The organism is Ramlibacter sp. GCM10027632 (genome assembly GCF_042675325.1).
GTDB lineage: Bacteria > Pseudomonadota > Gammaproteobacteria > Burkholderiales > Burkholderiaceae_C > Ramlibacter.
Genome location: NZ_JBHTGW010000009.1, coordinates 14,461 through 31,193 on the forward strand (window position 1 = coordinate 14,461; position 16,733 = coordinate 31,193).

Here is a 16,733-nt window from a genome sequence, read left to right on the forward strand (position 1 = left end):
GGGTTGGGGCTCTCAGGGAAGGGGGCGGTCGGTGCGGGCGCCGGGGGCGTAGCCGCCGGCCAGGAACTCGAGTTCGACGCCGGCGGACTGCAGCTGGAAGCGCGCGTCGATCAGGTCTGCACGCACGGTGCGCAGGTGGCGCTGGGCGTCGAGCACGTCCAGGATGCCGCGCTCGCCGAAGCGGTAGGCCGCCTGGGCCACGCGCAGGGCGGCCTCGGCCTCGGGCAGCGCACCCGAGGCCAGCGCGTTCACCCGCACCCGGGCCAGCGCCAGGGCCTTCCAGGCCATGTCCAGCTGCTGCGTCAGCTCGGCGCTGCGGCCGTCGTACAGGGCGCGTGCCCGGGCGAGCTCGGCGACGGCCTCGCCGATCGCGCCGTCGCGGCGATCGAGCAGCGGCAGCTGCATGCTGGCCGTCACCGTCGTCTGCCGGATCTCGGGATCGCGCGCCTGGCCCACGCGCAGCTCGAGTCCGGGCCAGCGGCCCGCACGGGCCTCGGCCACGCGCGCCTCGCGCCGCGCCACCTCGGCCTGCAGCGCCTGCAGCTCCGGGTTGCCGGAGAGGGCCCGGGCCTTGAGGACCGCCAGCGGCTGCGGCTCCAGCGGGTCGCCGAGGCTGCCTGCCAGCCGCCAGCGCGCGGGCAGCGCGCCCGCGGCCAGCCGGTTGATCGCCAGCATGGACTGCTCCACCTGCAGCAGGGCCGAATCCAGCTTCTGGCGCGCGTTGATCACCTCGGCGTCGGCCTTGATCACCTCGTAGCGGGCGGCCTCGCCGGAGGCCACGCGCAGTCGCACCCGCTCGCGGATCTGCTCCAGCAGTTCCAGGGCGTCGGCGGCGGCGTCGGCCTCCTCGCGCCGCAGGAGCACCTCGTACGCCCGGGTGCGCACCTGGGCCTCGAGTTCGTTGGCGGCGGCGGCGACCTGGTGGTCGCTGCCGGCCCGCGCCGACTGGGCGCCGTCGAGGCGGGCGCGGCGCAGCGCGGGGTTCTCCACGAGCTGGGAGATGCCCCAGGTCTCGACCTGGCCCGCCGGGCCGCCGGCGAAGCGGGCCCGGTTCTGGCCGCTGCCGTATTCCAGCCGGGGGTTCGGCAGGGCCCGGGCGGCGCTGACGCCGGCGGCGGCCGCCTCGCGGGCGCGGCGGGCGGCCTGCAGCTGCGGGTTGTGCCGCAGCGCGGCGTCGACGAGGTCGGCCACGGTGAGCCGGGGCTCCGGCGCGTCGGGCGACGCGGCCGGGGAGACGAGGGCGGCCGGCGCGGGCTGGGCCGGCGCCAGGGCAGGGGCGAGCGTGCAGGTTCCCGCGATCGCGAGAGCCCGCAGCACGCCGCCCGTTCGGGGGAGTGCAGGGAACATGGTCAGTCAGGACATGGGGCCGCGCGCAGGCGCGCGGCGGACGCGACGGGTCCCGCCAGGGGCGGGGCGGTGGTCGGGGTCAGGCCCGCGCGCAGGGCGGGCGCAGGGGGGGAGCGGGCGCGTGCTGGGGCTGCGTGAGGCCCCGGGGCAGGAAGCGTGCGGCGGGCCGCTCGACGCGGATGCCGTGCGAGGGCCACACGCACTCCCGGTCGGCGGATTCCGCTTCGCCGGTGTCGGGCGAGTGCAGGCAACAGGCCCCGTACTGGGCCTCGGGGCCACTGGACGGCGCGGCGCTGGCGCCCGCCTGCAGGTCCTCGAGGAGGACGGCGGCCATCACCTCGCCCGGGTCGGCCGCCTCGACCGCGGCCGAGGCCGGCAGCAGGCCGGCAAACGCCCACGCCAGGGCCCACAGCACCAGGGCGCAGAGGATCCGGCGGAGGTTGGCGAGTCGGACGGGCATGTCGATCGGGCTAGAACTATCGGATGCTATCGGACTCGCAGAGCCATAGCCCGGTGCAGGGTAATCACCAAGGCCATCGGCCCGGCGTGGGCGCATCCGGGTGACAGCAGGAATCCGCGCGACGCACTAGCATGGGCTCCGGAGGTACCTGCCATGGCCCGCTTCTTCTCCCACGGCGCGTTCGCCGGCCTGAGCGCCCTTTGCCTGCTCCTCGTCCTCGCCGCGCCGGCACCCGCCGGGGCCCAGGCGCCCCCGCCCGCGGACGAGGCCCTGCGCCAGCGCTTCGAGGCGCTGCAGTCCGCCACCGTCGGCCTGGAGGTGCGGGCCGTCGAGGGCGCCGCCTCGGCCTCCACGCTGGGCCGCCAGCGCGAAGGCACGGGTGTCGTCATCGAGCCGCAGGGCCTGGTGCTGACCATCGGCTATCTGGTGCTGGAGGCCGAGCGGGTCGAGATCACCACGCGCGGCCAGGCCAAGGTGCCCGGCCAGGTGGTGGCTTATGACGCGGTCACCGGCCTGGGCCTGGTCAAGCCGCTGTTCCCGCTGGCGGGCGTGCAGCCGGCGCGCCTGGGCTCGGCGGCCTCACTGGCCAAGGGCACGCCGCTGCTGTTCATCACCGGCATGGCGCCGCGCCAGGCGGGCGCGGTGCGGCTGATGGACACGCGCGCCTTCACCGGCTACTGGGAGTACCACCTGGACTCGGCGCTCTACACCGCGCCGCCGGTGTTCAACCACTCCGGCGCAGGGTTGTTCAACGCCCAGGGCGAGCTGGTCGGCGTGGGCCACCTCGTCATGCGCGACGTGATGCCCGAGGACGTGCCCGAGGTCGCGCCGGGCAACCTGTTCGTTCCGGTGGACGTGCTCGGCCCGGTGATCGACGAGCTGCTTCGCACCGGCGCCAACCCGCAGGCGCGCCGTCCCTGGCTCGGGGTGAACGCGATGCAGATGGACGGGCATGTGCGCATCACCCGGGTCACCGAGGGCAGCGCCGCGCAGGCGGCGGGCCTGCGGCCGGGGCACTGGGTGCTGGCCGTCGACGGCGAGACGGTGAGCACGCTGGAGGCGTTCTACAAGAAGGTGTGGTCGCACCGCGCCGATGACGGCGCGATCCGCCTGCGCGTCCTCGAGGGACCGGTGACGCGGGTGATCGAGGTGCCGGTGCGCGAGCGCGGCGAGGCGATGGCCCGGCCCAAGGGCGTTTGAGCCCCCATGAAAAAAGGCCGCTCCCGCAGGAGCGGCCTTCGAAGAAGGAGAAACCTGGAGAAACCGGGCGATCTCAGAAGTTGTAGATCATGCCCACCGAGAAACCCCTGGCGGTCTTGCCGTTGGCGCCCGCGGCGTTGGCGGTGCGGCCTTCGGCCCAGGGGACGACCCTGGCGGACGCGTCGTTGTCGACGGTGCCGTAGTTGGCGTACAGGCGCAGCTCACGGCTGATGATGCTCTCGACGCCGACGGCGTACAGCGTGGAGTCGGCGTTGGCCTTGTCCGCCTTGCGGTCGAACATGTGGGCGCGCAGCACGTACTCGTTGGGCACCAGCTGGTACTCGGCGCCGAAGCCGGTCACCTTGCTGCCTTCGTTCACGCCGGAGACCACGGCCTTGGCGTCCTGGTAGAAGCCGACCAGGCGCAGCGAGGGGATGACGCGGTAGGACACGGCCAGGCGCGTGGCCTTGCGGTCGCCGGCGGAGGCGTTCTTCTCGTAGTCCTCGAAGGCGAGGGCAGCCACCAGGTCCGTGCCGGTGTAGGTCAGCGAGCCGCTGGTCATCGCGTTCTTGGTCTCGACACCGGTGGCGGCATCGGTCACCGCGGTCGTGCCCTCGTGCGGCGCGTACGCCAGCGCCAGGCGGAACCCGTTCATGGCGGGGGACTGGTACTGGATCAGGTTGTTCGGGCGCTCGTCGAACCGGGCGCCGGCGCGGGTGATGTTGCGCATGTCGCCCAGCTGGTCGCCGAACAGGTTGGCCGCTTCGCGTGCGGCCTTCATCGGCGTGTCGAACTTGCCGAAGCGCACATTGCCGAAGCGGCCTTCGATGCCGGCAAAGGTATCCCGAGTGGCCAGGCGGTTCTTGTCGTCCTGCGTGGCGGACGAATCGGAGGTCTTGCTGAACATCACCTCCGATTCGATCTGCCAGAACCCCCTCAGGCTGCCGAACTGCTTGTCGCCGCGGAAGCCGAGGCGGGACGAGTTGCTGGAGACGTTGGTACGGTCGTAAACAGCGCCGTTGTCCAGCTGGTCGACGGAGAGGTGGGCGCGTCCATAGAACTCCCAGTTCCCGGCCGTCTTGACCTGGCTGGTCTGGGCGACGGCGAAAGTGTGACAGCCGAGGCCGATCGCTGCGGCCATTGCAATGTGGTTCATTTTGAATTTCATGTTCATACCTCCTGTTGATCCCTGAAAAGCGACAGGCAAAGTCTCGATTCGGCGGATGACAGGACCGGGACGGGCGCGTGACGCGCGCGTGACATGTCGGCGGCGCGCAACGTCCGCTGCTGCCGCGGTGCGCGGGCTGCCGGGAGCGTGCCCGGGGTGAACGCGATGCCGATGGACAGGCTTGTGCGCATCAGCCGGGTCAGCGAGGCAGCGCCGCGCAGGCTGCGGGCCTGCGCGTGCTCGAGGAGCCGGTGACGCGGGTGATCGAGGCGCCGGCGCGCGAGCGCGGCGAGGCGATGGCCTGGCCCCAGGGTGCCGGATCGGGGGGCTGCAGGAGCATCGCAACTGGGCCGGCCGGTCCCTAGAATGACCCGGTCTCCTCTCGGATTCATCCATGGACCCGCCGGTGCCATCCGCGGGGGCCGCCGGCCCCCTCCCGCTGACCGATGCCGCCATGCGCGCCCGCCTTGCGGCGGCCTCGCGCCTGCTGGCCGGGGCTGTCGTCGTGATCGGCCTCGCCGGGCTGGCGGGCTGGTGGTTCGACCTGCCCCCGCTGCGCCAGCCTTTCCCCGGCCACCGCAGCATCGCACCGAACGGCGCACTCGCCCTGGCCCTGGGCGGCCTGGCCGTGCTGGCCCTGCACCGCCGGGGTGACCCGCGCTGGCGGCGCACCGCCGCGGGCCTGGGCTGGGCCGTGTGCGCCCTGGGGCTGGCCAGCCTCGCCCAGGTCCTCTCCGGCGTCGACCTGCGCCTCGATGGCCTGCTGCTGCCCGGTGGCAGGGTCGCCGGGGTCCCGGATGCCCGGATCGCACCGGTGACCGCGCTGGGCGTGGCCTTGTGCGGCGCCTGCATCGCCTGGCCGGCCACGCCGGCGGCGCGGCGCTGGCGGCCGGTCGTGCCGCTGGTGGTGCTGTTCCTCGGCGTCGGTGCGCTGACCGTCCATGTCTACGGGGCCGAGCGCGTCGCCAGCCTGCGGCCCTTCACCGGCGTGGCGCTCCACGCGGCATTCGGCCTGGTCATGCTGGCCTTCGCTGTCCTGTTCGCGCGCCCCGGCGAGGGCTGGACCGCGCGCCTCAGCGCGGTGGGGGCGGAGGGCGTGCTGTGGCGGACGCTGCCGGCCCTGGTCGTCCTGGTGCCGCTGGTGATGGCGCTGCTGCAGCGCCTGGGCGCCGCCTACGGGCTCTATGAACGCGCGATCGGCGATGCCCTGTTCACGCTGCTGATGCTGCTGGTGATGATCGTGCTGGTGCTGCGGGTGGCACGCCATGCCGCCGCGATCGACCGGCGCGTGCGCGAGGCCCTGGAGGGCGCGCCGGTGGGCATGCTGGTCGTCGACCGCCAGGGCGCGATCGAGCTGGTGAACGCCCGGGCCGAACGCCTGTTCGCCCGGGCCCGCGGCAAGCTGGTGGGCCGGCCGGTCGAGGCGCTGCTGCCGGGCGTGGCGCTCCGGGGGCCGGGCGCCGGCCCGGCCGGCGAGGGCCGCGAACTGGCGGCGCGGCGCGCCGACGGCACGGACGTTCCCGTCGAGGTCGGCGTGGCGCCCCTGACGGGCGCCGACGGCGACCGTTACCTCGTGTCCCTGGTCGACCTCACCGCGCGCCAGCGCACGCAGCGCGAGCTGCAGGCGCGCGAGCGCGAATTCAGCGCGACGTTCGAGCAGGCCGCGGTCGGCATCGCCCACCTGGCCCTGGACGGGCGCATCCTGCGCGTCAACCGCCGCTACTGCGACATCGTGGGCTACACCCCCGAGGAGCTGGTCGGTTCGGACTTCCGCGACCACACCCATCCCGAGGACCTGCAGGACGGGCAGGCGCTGCGCGCGCGCTTCGTGACCGGCGCCATCGCCACCTACCAGCGTGAGTCCCGCGTCGTCCGCAGGGATGGCCGCGTCGCCTGGGTCGAGGTGACGGCCTCGATGGTGTCCACGCCCGAGGGCGTCCCGGACCATGCGGTGGTCCTGATTGCCGACATCGACGCGCGCAAGGCGGCCGAGGCGCAGGTCCGCCAGGCCCAGGCCGAGATCCGGCGCATCAACACCGGGCTGGAGCACACGGTCGCCGAGCGCACCGCGCAGCTTCTCGCCGCCAAGGAGGAGGCCGAGCGCGCCAACCGCGCCAAGGACACGCTGCTGGCCAACGTGAGCCACGAGATCCGCACGCCGCTGAACGCCATCCTGGGCGCGGCGCAGGTGCTGGAGCGCGGCGCCCAGGGTGACCAGCTCCAGGTGCTGGTGAGGGGCATCCGCAGCGCCGGTCGGAGCCTGGTCAGCGTGATCAACGACCTGCTGGACCTGGCCAAGATCGAGGCCGGCCGCTTCGAGATCGTCCACCAGCCGGTGCGCCTGCAGGAGGTGCTGGCCTCGCTGGCCGAGGCGCTGCAGCCTTCGGCCCGGGAAAAGGGCCTGGAGTTCGAGGTCCACCCGGTACGCGGCGACCTGCCCGCCGTGATGGGCGACCCGCAGCGCCTCGGGCAGGTCCTCTACAACCTGGCGGGCAACGCGATCAAGTTCACCGAGCGTGGCCGGGTCGATGTGCGGCTCGAGGTGCTGCGCCGCGAGGAGGACCGGCTGCACCTGCGCCTCTCGGTGAGCGACACCGGGCCCGGCATCCCTCCGGCGCTGCGCCCGCACCTGTTCGCGCCCTTCGCGCAGGCCGAGGAGGTCACGCGCAACCAGCTCGGGGGCACCGGTCTGGGCCTGGCCATCTGCCGGCAGCTGGTGACGCTGATGGGGGGCGAGATCGACGTGCGCAGCGAGCCCGGGCAGGGCAGCGAGTTCTGGTTCACGCTGGGCCTGCCGGTCGCCGCGGTGGCGCCGCCGGAGGTGCCGGCGCAGGCGCCTGAGCCGGGGGCGCAGCGCCTGGCGGGGATGCGCCTGCTGGTGGTGGACGATGCCGACATCAACCGCGAGGTGGCGCGACTGCTGCTCGAAGGCGAGGGAGCCCGGGTCGAGATGGCGGGCGACGGCGCGCAGGCGCTGGAGCGCCTGCGCGAGCGCCCGGCCGACTTCGACGCGGTGCTGATGGATGTCCAGATGCCGGTCATGGACGGCCTCGAGGCCGTGCGCGCGATCCGTGCGGACCCGGCGCTGGCCGGCCTGCCCGTCATCGCGCTCACCGCGGGCGCCATGAGCAACCAGCGCGAGGAGGCGCTGAAGGCCGGCATGGACGACTACATCACCAAGCCGTTCGAGATGGAGCAGATGGTGGCGCGCCTGCGGGTGCTGGCCGCGGCGCCCTGAGGCGGCGGGTCGCGGCGGCGACAGGTTCTAGGGAACACCACTGATTTGCCCGCCGGTCGCCTTGTCTATGTTCATCGGTCTCTCGCCCTAAACAGGAGACGTCCCTTGAACCAGTTCCCCGTTTCGCGCCTGCGGGCGATCGGCCTCGGCCTGTCGCTCGCCGTGTCCGCCCTGGCCGCCTCGGCCCAGGCCCCCGCCGCGCCGCCCCCGGCCTGGAAGCAGGGGATGCCGGCGAGCATGGCCAACTCCACGCTCGCCCCGCTGGCTGGCAAGCTCACCGTGACTCCGGCCTCCGAGATCCCGATCGACAAGGTCAAGCTGCCCCCCGGCTTCAAGATCGAGGTCTGGGCCACCGGCCTGCCCGGCGGCCGCGCGATGGCTCAGGGCGACGACGGCAAGATCTACGTCGGCACCCGCGCCATCGGCCGCGTCTACGAGGTCACCGACAACGGCCGTGAGCGCACCGTGCGCACCGTGGTCGACAGGCTGAACCAGCCCGCCGGCGTCGCCTACCGCAACGGCTCGCTGTACGTGATGGCCATCGACAAGGTCCTGCGCTACGACGGCATCACGAAGAACCCGGGCGTCGCCCCGGTGGACATGACCGAGGCTTTCAAGCTGCCGAAGGAGCAGCACCACAACTGGAAGTACATCGCCTTCGGCCCGGACGGCAAGCTGTACGTGCCTTTCGGCGCCCCCTGCAACATCTGCGAGCTGCCCACCCAGGAGTACGCCCAGATCCGCCGCTACAACCCCGACGGGTCGGGCATGGAGGTGCTGGCCACCGGCGTGCGCAACACCGTCGGCTTCGACTGGCACCCCCAGACCAAGGAGCTCTGGTTCTCCAACCATGGCCGCGACTGGATGGGTGACGACACGCCCAACGACACGATGCACCGCCTGGCACGCACCGGCATGAACGCCGGCTTCCCGTATTGCCACGAGGGCAAGTTGCCCGACCCGGACGTGAAGAAGGCCAACGCCTGCGACGGCGTGGAGCCGCCGGTGGCCCTGATGGGGCCGCACGCCGCCTCCATGGGCGTGATGTTCTACACCGGCAGCATGTTCCCGCCCGAGTACCGCAACGTGCTGTTCAACGCGCGCAAGGGCTCATGGAACCGCACCCAGAAGATCGGCTACGACGTGGTGATGGTGAAGGCCTCCGCCGACGGCAAGAACGCGAAGGTCGAGCCGTTCATGACCGGCTTCATGGATGCCGCGACCCAGTCGTTCTGGGGCCGCCCGGCCTACATGATGCAGATGGCCGACGGCTCGGTCCTCGTCTCCGACGAGCAGCTCGGCGCGATCTACCGCATCACCTACGCACGCTGAGCGCCGATGCATCCAATGGCTTGGCTGCAGGCCGCCGTGCTGGGCGCGGCGGCCCTCGTCGCGGCGCCCGTCGCGCTCGCGCAGAACATCGCGCCGAGGCTGGCCCTGTGCGGGGCCTGCCACGGCGCGGATGGCAACTCGCAGATGAAGGACACGCCCTCGCTGGCCGGCCAGCCGCGCGTGTTCCTGGAGAACCAGCTGGTGATGATCCGCGAGGGCATGCGCGACATCGCCGCGATGAAGGGCACGCTCGACGGCGTCTCCGACGCGGAGATCGCCGCGCTGGCCCGCCACTACGCGGCGCTGCCGCTCAAGCCGCCGCCGGCGGACCGCGACACGGCCCTGTTCGAGCGCGGCCGGCAGCTGGCGTCCGAGATGCGCTGCGGCATCTGCCACCTCCCCAGCTACGCGGGCCGCGACCAGGTGCCGCGCATGACCGCGCAGCGCGAGGACTACCTGCTGCACACCATGCGCCAGTTCCGCGCCAACCAGGCGGTGGGGCGTGACACCATCATGGCCGCGTCCCTGTATGGCGTGAGCGACGACGACCTGCGGGCCATGGCCCACTTCCTCTCCCGGCTGGCGCCCTGAACCTTCCGCAATCCCGACCCGAGCGAGGCATCCCTTGGCCGTGAAGCACCACCTCCTGGCCGGCGCCGCCGCGACGGCGACCGCGCTGGCCGCCCAGGCGCAGACCGCGCCGGCGCCCACCCTGCCCGAGGTGGCGGTGCAGGCCGGCCGCCTCGAGCTGCGCGCCTTCGACACCCCGGGTTCGGTCCACGTGGTCGACGAGGCGGCGATCCGCGCCGCCGGCCCGCAGGTGAACCTCTCCGAGGCGCTGGCGGGCGTGCCGGGCGTGGTCTCGCTCAATCGCAACAACTACGCGCAGGACCTGCAGGTCTCCATCCGCGGCTTCGGCGCGCGCGCCGCCTTCGGCCTGCGCGGGCTGCGCCTGGTGGTCGACGGCATTCCCGCCAGCACGCCCGACGGCCAAGGGCAGGCCTCCACCGTGGCCCTGTCCTCGGCGGGCCGCATCGAGGTCCTCGCCGGGCCGCTGGCCCAGATCCACGGCAACGCCTCGGGCGGGGTGATCCAGGCGTTCACCCGCGAGGCGGGCGCGCAGCCCGAGGGGCAGGCGCAGGCCACCCAGGGGTCCTTCGGCCTGCGCCGCTCGGATTGGCAGGCCAGCGGGCGCGCGGGCCCCGGGGGCAGGGTCGGCATCGTGGCCGACTTCAGCGAGTTCGAGACCGACGGCTGGCGTGACAACAGCGCGGCACGCCGCCGCCACTTCAACGGCGTGGTCACCGTCGACGCGCAACCCGGCACGCGGGTGCGGCTGGTGGCCAATCTCTTCGACATGCCGCTGGCGCAGGACCCGCTGGGCCTGACCGCCTCGCAGCTGGCCACTCCCTCCGCCGCGGGCACGAACGCGGTGGCCCGGGCCACCCGCAAGGTGGTCTCGCAGGAGCAGCTCGGCGCGGTGGTCGAGCACCGCCTCTCGTCCTCGCTGCGGCTGCAGGGGCGGGTCTACGGCGGCGAGCGGGAGAACCTGCAGTTCCAGGCCGGCAACACCTGGGTGGGCCTGGCCCGCCGCTTCGACGGCGTCGGCCTGCAGCTCGATGGCAAGGCGCGCCTGGGCGGCGACACCGCGGTGGACTGGGTGGCCGGCTTCGACCGCGAGCGCGCCGGCGAGCAGCGCCAGGGCGGCCCGGCCGCGGCCGGCGAGAAGACCGGTGCCATCGACCGCAACGAATGGAACCAGTCCGGCAACCGCGACGTCTTCGTCCAGGCCCACTGGCGGCTCGGCGGGCACTGGACCCTCACCACCGGCGCGCGCCGCAGCGACGTCACGCTGCGCAGTCGCGACGACTACCTGGCCGACGGCCGTGACGGCTCGGGCTCGGTGCGCCATCGCGCCACGCAGCCGGTGCTGGGCCTGACCTGGCATGCCACCGACACGCTGAACCTCTATGTGAACCACGGCAAGGGCTTCGAGACGCCGACGCTGGCCGAGGCGGCCTACACCGTCGCCGGCACCGCGGTGGTGGGCAGCTTCAACACGCGCCTGGCCGCGGCGCGCAGCCGGCACCTGGAGGCCGGCGCGAAGTGGGCCGCCGCGCCGGCGACCCGCCTGGACCTGGCCGTCTTCCGCATCGACACCGAGGACGAGATCGTCTCCGCCCTGTCCGCCGGCGGCCGCACGGCCTTCGCCAATGCCACCAGCACCGTGCGCCAGGGCCTGGAGGCCTCGCTGCGCCAGGCCTGGTCGCCGCACTGGCGCGCCCTGGCCTCGGCCAGCCTGATCCGCGCGACCTACGACACCGCCTTCTCCGGCGTGCCGGCGGGCAACCGGCTGCCGGGCGTGCCGGCGCGGCAGGCCTTCGGTTCATTGCAGTGGTCGCAGCGCGGCCTGCCGGTGTCCGGCAAGCCGCCGGCGGGCCTGGAGGCGGCGCTGGACTGGACCGGCCGCTCCCGCCTGTGGGCCAACGACGCCAACACCGCGAGCGCACCCGGCCACGGCCTGCTGAACCTGCGGATGCGCCACCGCTGGCAGGTGGACGCGGCCAGCGTCGAGGCCTTCGGCGGCATCGACAACCTGGCCGACCGCCGCACCATCGGCTCGGTGATCGTGAACCAGGCCAGCGGCGGCTTCTATGAGCCGGGGCTGCCGCGTTCGTGGGTGCTGGGGGTGCAGGTCAAGGTGCCGCTCTGAGCCTGCGGGCGCCCGGGCCGGCGTGCCGGCCGGCGCCTCCGGTCCGCTAGCGGGCCTCGCCCGGCGCTGCGGCCGTCCCGGGCGGCACGGGCGTGCCCGGCAGGAGGCTCACCACCGCGAGGGTGATGCATGAAGTGCCCGCCATGACCCAGATCAGGGTGCTGAAGCCGGCCGCCTTGACGATGGGGCCGATCAGCCACACCGCCAGTGAGCTGGCGCCCAGGGCCACGGCGAGCCGCATGCCGGAGACGCGCGAGCGCATCGCATCGTCCACGTACCGCACGACCATCGCGTCGGTGAACGGGACCGCCCCGAAGATGGCCGCCATGAACAGCAGCTGCGCGAAGTAGAAGGCCCACCCGTGCGTGGCGTTGGCCAGCAGCAGGGCCACCAGCTGGACGACGATCACGCTGCGGTACAGCGTCTTCAGGGCCACCTTGTCCAGCAGGTGTCCCACCAGCAGCTGGGTCAGTGAGGCCAGCACGTATACCGCCGCGAGGAACAGCCCGATGCGCGCCGGGTCCTGCGAGACCTGGGCGAACTTGTCCGCCAGCAGCTCGTAGTTGCTGCTCGTGGAGAAGTTGAACAGCATGCTGCCGCTGGTGGCGGCGATCGTCATGACCATCAGCAGCCGGGCGATCGAGAGGCCCGGGTGCGCGCCTGCGGCGGCCTTCTTCCTGGCGGGGGCCATCGCCTCGCGGGGGGCGCAGGCGGCGAAGGCGAGGCCGCACAGGATGCTGGCCACGCCCGGGATCACGAAGGCCATCCGCCAGCCCCAGTACTTGATGAACAGCCCCGTCACCGCCGCTGCCAGGGCCAGGCCCAGGTTGCCGGCCAGGCCGTTCACGCCGATCGTCCAGCCGGGGCGGGCCGCGCCCTGCACCAGCATGGGAATGCCCACCGGGTGGTAGATGGAGGCCGCGCACCCCAGGACCGCCAGGGCCACGGCCAGCTGCAGCGGGGTCGTCGTCAACGCCACCAGGATCGACGCCAGCCCGATGCCCACGAAGAAGACGATCATCATCTGGCGGCGGCCCCACAGGTCCCCCAGGCGGCCCGCCGGCAGCGAGCCCAGCCCGAAGAAGAAGAACGCCGCCACGCTGTAGGGCATGAGGTCTTCCCAGCGCGCCACCCCGAAGTCCCTGGCGATGGAGGTGACGGCCGTGGCGAATATCAGCAGGAACATGTGGTCCAGGGCGTGACCGATGTTCAGCAGGAGCGTCGTGGGCTTGTTGTGCATGCCCGGATGGTGCCCTACCACCGGCTGGCTCCGCTGTCGCCTGAAGCCACCGGGGGATGGCGACCGAGGCGGCGCCTGGCGGAGGCGGTGAGATTCGAACTCACGAACGGTTGCCCGTTGCCGGTTTTCAAGACCGGTGCAATCGACCACTCTGCCACGCCTCCGTGGTGACCCTGATTCTAGATCGTTGGATAAGGGCCCCGAAGGCAGGCGATTTCCCTGGATCGTCTGCAGATAAGGAGGCATAAAATGCCCAAAATATCCTCGTGCGCCGCATGACTTTCATTCGCAAACTCGCTGCCGGCCTGGCCTGCCTGGCCGCCCTGTCCCTGGCTTCGCTGCCCGCCCGGGCGCAGGCGCCGGCCGCCACCTACCACTTCTCCCCGGTCAACCAGCACAGCCTGCAGTTGTCGGCGAGCTACTGGAACCCCATCCTCGAGTACGTCTCCCAGCGCAGCGGGGTGACGCTGCAGCTCAAGCTGGGGCGGACCTCGGCCGAGACCACCGCCCTGGTGCTGGCCGGCGAGTCCGATTTCGCCTTCACCAACCACCTGTTCAGCCCCGAGCGCGCCAAGCTCGGCTGGAAGGTGTTCGGCCGCCGCAACGCGCCGCCGGTGTCGGGCCAGATCATCGTGCCCGACGAGTCCCCCATCCGGACCCTGGCCGACCTCGGCGACAAGGACATCGCCTTCCCCGGCCCCGAAGCCCTGGTGGCCTACAAGGTCACCTACGCCCAGCTGCTGGAGCGCCGCATCCCGGCGCGCGCCGTGTTCGCCGGCAACCTCGACGCGGCGTTCACCCAGCTGGTCTCCGGCCGCACCGCGGCCATGGGGACCAACTCGCAGATGGTGGCCGAGTACGCCGCGCGGGAGAACCGCAAGTTCCGCGTGCTGTGGTCGTCCGCCCCCTTCAGCGACCTGGCGCTCATGGCGTCCCCGCGCGTGCCCGATGCGCAGGTGCAGGCCGTGGCCCGCGCCTTCCTGGGCATGCACCGCGACCCCGAGGGCCGCCAGGTGCTGGAAGCCTCGGCCCGCGTGATCCAGGCCAAGGACCCGGTCTCCTTCGTCGCGGCCACCGACGCCGACTACGCCTCGTACCGCGACTTCTACCGCACCGCCCCGGCGGCGCTGCGCTGACCCGACCGATGACCGCCCGCGCCTCGCCAGCGCCCCGGAACTTCCGGGCCTGGATGCCGCAGTCGCTGGCGTCACGGGTGTTCCTGCTTTACGGCCTGAGCATCCTCATCGCGGCCCTGGGCGCGCTGGGGCTGATCACCTACCAGCAGTTCACGCAGCACATCGAGGACAACCAGCAATCGGTCGTGAAGCTGGCCGAGGTCTCGATGCAGCCGATCACCGAGAGCGCGCTGATCGGCGACTTCGACACCATCCAGCGGCTGCTCGATCGCATCGTGACCAGTTCGCCCCTGCGCGAGGCGGTCTACTCGGACAAGGCCGGCGGCCGCATCCGGGCCGAAGACCGCGCGCTGCCGCGCGCGCCGGCCTGGCTGACCGGCCTGGTGGCCGAGCGCATGCCGGACCTGCGCCGCGAGGTCAGCGTGGGCGGACGCAACTACGGCGTGCTGGAGCTTCGCTTCAACGCCCGCCAGATCGCCGGAGACCTGTGGGCACTGTCCCTGCAGACGGCGGCCCTGATCTTCTTCGGCCTGGGCGCGGGCCTGCTGGTGATGCGCCTGGCCCTGCGCCGCTGGCTGCAGAACCTGGACCGGCTCCACGTGTACGAGGAGCAGGTGCTGGCCGGCGCGATCGACGCGCAGGCCGCGCTCTCCGATGACGCGCCGCTGGAGATCCGCCGCGCGGTCGACGTGATCAACCGCACCGCCGGCAGCCTGCGCGCCCAGTTCGGCCAGCGCATCGACTCGCTGATGCACGCGCTGATCCAGCACAAGAAGGCGATGGACGAGGCCACCATCGTCTGCGAGCTCGACCCCGAGGGGCGGCTGGTCTATGCCAACGACCGCTTCGTCGCCGCCGTCGGCCTGCCGCGCGCCGCGCTCCTGGGCCAGCGCCTGCAGGACGCTGAGGGCCGCGACTGGCAGCCCTCCGGCAGCACCTGGCACGGCGAGGTGGCGGTGGTCGACGCGATGAGCCGGCGCCGCTGGCACCGCCGCAGCATCGTGCCGATCTTCGGCGCCGACCACCTGCAGGTGGAGAAGTACATCTGCATCGACATCGACGTCACCGTGCAGAAGACCTCCGAGCGCGAGCTGATCGACCAGGTGCGCCGGCAGAACATGATCACCACCTTCGGCCAGAAGGCCCTGGGCGGCGACGATGTCTCGGGCCTGCAGCAGCTGGCGCTGGAGCTGGTGTGCAGCGGCCTGCACGTGGACCACGCGGCGCTGCTGGTGCAGGGGCCGAACGATCCCGCGCCCCGCGTCGAGGCCGGCATGGGCTGGGAGGAAGGCTGGGTCGGCGTGCCGGCCGCCCTCGAGGGCGACCCGCCGCGCCTGGCGCCGCCGCCGCGCCTGCTGGAGGCCCATGGCGTGCGCGGCCTGCTGGTGCAGCAGGGCGAGGCCGACGCCTCCTCGGGCCTGCGCTTCGCCCTGGTGGCGGCCACGCCGCAACCGCGCGCCTTCCGCAACGCCGACCGCGACTTCCTGCGCAGCCTGGTGCACGTGCTCTCGGCGGCCAGGGAGCGGCACCACACCCGCGAGCACCTCACCTACCTGGCGCAGTTCGACGCGCTCACCGGCCTGCCCAATCGACGCCTCCTGCTCGAGCGCCTCGACCTGGCGCTGGAGGCCGCCCCCGCACAGGACACGCGCCTGTGCCTGATGTACCTGGACCTGGACCACTTCAAGCTGGTCAACGACACCCTGGGCCACGAGGCCGGCGACCTGCTGCTGGTGCAGGCCGCCCACCGCATGGTCTCCTGCCTGCGCGCCGGCGACACGGTGGCGCGCCTGTCGGGGGACGAGTTCGCCGTCCTCCTCACCGGCCTGCAAAGCCCGGGCGACGCCGAGCGCGTCGCGCGCAAGCTGATCTCGCAGCTGGGCCAGCCCTTCGACCTCGACGGGCGCGAGGCCTTCATCTCCGCCAGCGTCGGCGCCGCCCTCTCGCCGGACCACGGCGTCGAGGCCGCCACGCTGGTGCGCCGCGCCGACCGCGCGATGTACGCCGCCAAGGCGGCGGGCCGCAACGCCTTCGAGTTCTTCACCGAGGAGATGAGCGCCCAGGCCTCCGACCGCCTGGCCGTGCAGACCCAGTTGCGCGCCGCGCTGGAGCGCGAGGAGTTCTTCCTGGAATACCAGCCGAAGGTGGACCTCTCCACCGGCGGCATCTGCGGCTTCGAGGCGCTGCTGCGGTGGCGGCACCCGGCGCGCGGGCTGGTCAGCCCCGCGGAGTTCATCCCCGTGCTCGAGGACACCGGCATGATCCTCGGCGTGGGCGAGTGGGTGATGCGCGCGGTGGCCCGCCAGATCCTGGACTGGCAGGCCCAGGGGCTGAAGGTGCCGCGGGTGGCGGTGAACCTGTCGGCCCGCCAGTTCTCCTCCGGCGAGCTCGATGGCCAGGTGCGCGCGGTGCTCGCGGACACCGGCATCGACCCCTCGCTGCTGGAGTTCGAGCTGACCGAGTCGATGCTGATGCGCGACCCGGCGCAATCGACCGAGCAGCTCCAGCGGTTCCGCGGCTACGGGCTGCGGCTGTCGGTGGACGACTTCGGCACGGGCTACTCCAGCCTCTCCTACCTGAGCCGCTTCCCGCTCGACGCGCTCAAGGTGGACCGGGCCTTCGTCAGCGACCTGGCCACCAACCCGGACGATGCCGCCATCGCCCGCGCGGTGATCGGCCTGGCGCACAGCCTGCAGCTCAAGGTGGTGGCCGAGGGCGTGGAGACGACCGAGCAGCTGGACATCCTCGCGCGCCGCGGCTGCGACGAGATCCAGGGCTTCTACTTCTCGCGGCCGGTGGCGCCCGAGGCGTGCGCGGCCATGATGCGCGAGGGCCGGCGCCTGCACCGGCAGGCCGACGGCAGCTGGCGCGTCGAGGCGGTCCGGGCCACGGCCTGACC

12 protein-coding genes and 1 tRNA gene are annotated in these 16,733 nt (G+C 72.7%); 7 read left to right on the forward strand and 6 right to left on the reverse strand.

All coding sequences use genetic code 11. The annotated features are described in order from the left end of the window. Nucleotides 1-12: 12 nt before the first annotated feature. Entirely contained in the window at nucleotides 13-1,347 is a 1,335-nt protein-coding gene (locus ACFQZY_RS14045) for a TolC family protein (protein WP_377416814.1), read from the reverse strand. Between the two features lie 79 nt (nucleotides 1,348-1,426). Further along, nucleotides 1,427-1,807, reverse strand: a complete 381-nt coding sequence (locus tag ACFQZY_RS14050; RefSeq protein WP_377416816.1) for a hypothetical protein — start codon at nucleotides 1,805-1,807, stop codon at nucleotides 1,427-1,429. Between the two features lie 153 nt (nucleotides 1,808-1,960). Here ACFQZY_RS14050 and ACFQZY_RS14055 point away from each other — a divergent pair, with 153 nt between their 5' ends. Further along, on the forward strand, nucleotides 1,961-3,007 hold the full coding sequence (locus tag ACFQZY_RS14055; RefSeq protein WP_377416818.1) for a S1C family serine protease: 1,047 nt from the start codon (nucleotides 1,961-1,963) through the stop codon (nucleotides 3,005-3,007). Nucleotides 3,008-3,080: 73 nt separating this feature from the next. Here the strand turns inward: ACFQZY_RS14055 and ACFQZY_RS14060 are convergent, their stop codons facing one another. Both ACFQZY_RS14060 and ACFQZY_RS14065 read right to left on the reverse strand, forming a co-directional pair. Continuing rightward, a complete protein-coding gene (locus ACFQZY_RS14060) occupies nucleotides 3,081-4,163 on the reverse strand; it encodes a porin (protein ID WP_377416820.1) in 1,083 nt (360 codons plus the stop codon). A 211-nt stretch (nucleotides 4,164-4,374) separates the two neighbouring features. After that, nucleotides 4,375-4,515, reverse strand: coding sequence for a hypothetical protein (locus ACFQZY_RS14065; RefSeq protein ID WP_377416822.1), 141 nt, complete (start codon nucleotides 4,513-4,515; stop codon nucleotides 4,375-4,377). 114 nt (nucleotides 4,516-4,629) lie between these two features. On the opposite strand from ACFQZY_RS14065, the gene ACFQZY_RS14070 reads away from it, so the two are divergent. From ACFQZY_RS14070 to ACFQZY_RS14085, 4 genes are all read left to right on the forward strand, one after another. Beyond that, nucleotides 4,630-7,413 carry a PAS domain S-box protein gene (locus ACFQZY_RS14070; protein WP_377416824.1) on the forward strand — a complete coding sequence of 928 codons (2,784 nt, stop codon included), beginning with the start codon at nucleotides 4,630-4,632 and terminating at the stop codon, nucleotides 7,411-7,413. A 105-nt stretch (nucleotides 7,414-7,518) separates the two neighbouring features. Next, entirely contained in the window at nucleotides 7,519-8,745 is a 1,227-nt protein-coding gene (locus ACFQZY_RS14075) for a PQQ-dependent sugar dehydrogenase (protein ID WP_377416826.1), read from the forward strand. A gap of 6 nt (nucleotides 8,746-8,751) precedes the next feature. After that, entirely contained in the window at nucleotides 8,752-9,336 is a 585-nt protein-coding gene (locus ACFQZY_RS14080; RefSeq protein ID WP_377416828.1) for a c-type cytochrome, read from the forward strand. A 40-nt stretch (nucleotides 9,337-9,376) separates the two neighbouring features. Then, the gene (locus ACFQZY_RS14085) at nucleotides 9,377-11,458 is read left to right on the forward strand and encodes a TonB-dependent receptor family protein (RefSeq protein ID WP_377417257.1); all 2,082 of its coding nucleotides are present in this window, start codon (nucleotides 9,377-9,379) and stop codon (nucleotides 11,456-11,458) included. Nucleotides 11,459-11,504: 46 nt separating this feature from the next. Here ACFQZY_RS14085 and ACFQZY_RS14090 read toward each other — a convergent pair whose 3' ends face one another. Together ACFQZY_RS14090 and ACFQZY_RS14095 are read right to left on the reverse strand one after the other, a co-directional pair. Further along, nucleotides 11,505-12,698 carry an MFS transporter gene (locus ACFQZY_RS14090; RefSeq protein ID WP_377416830.1) on the reverse strand — a complete coding sequence of 398 codons (1,194 nt, stop codon included), beginning with the start codon at nucleotides 12,696-12,698 and terminating at the stop codon, nucleotides 11,505-11,507. 76 nt (nucleotides 12,699-12,774) lie between these two features. Beyond that, nucleotides 12,775-12,862: transfer RNA gene (locus ACFQZY_RS14095), tRNA-Ser, on the reverse strand. Between the two features lie 111 nt (nucleotides 12,863-12,973). Between ACFQZY_RS14095 and ACFQZY_RS14100 the strand changes: the two genes are divergently transcribed. Next, the gene (locus ACFQZY_RS14100; RefSeq protein ID WP_377416832.1) at nucleotides 12,974-13,834 is read left to right on the forward strand and encodes a phosphate/phosphite/phosphonate ABC transporter substrate-binding protein; all 861 of its coding nucleotides are present in this window, start codon (nucleotides 12,974-12,976) and stop codon (nucleotides 13,832-13,834) included. A gap of 8 nt (nucleotides 13,835-13,842) precedes the next feature. Next, nucleotides 13,843-16,731: an EAL domain-containing protein gene (locus tag ACFQZY_RS14105; RefSeq protein WP_377416834.1), complete on the forward strand. Its 2,889-nt coding sequence runs from the start codon at nucleotides 13,843-13,845 to the stop codon at nucleotides 16,729-16,731. Nucleotides 16,732-16,733 lie beyond the last annotated feature (2 nt).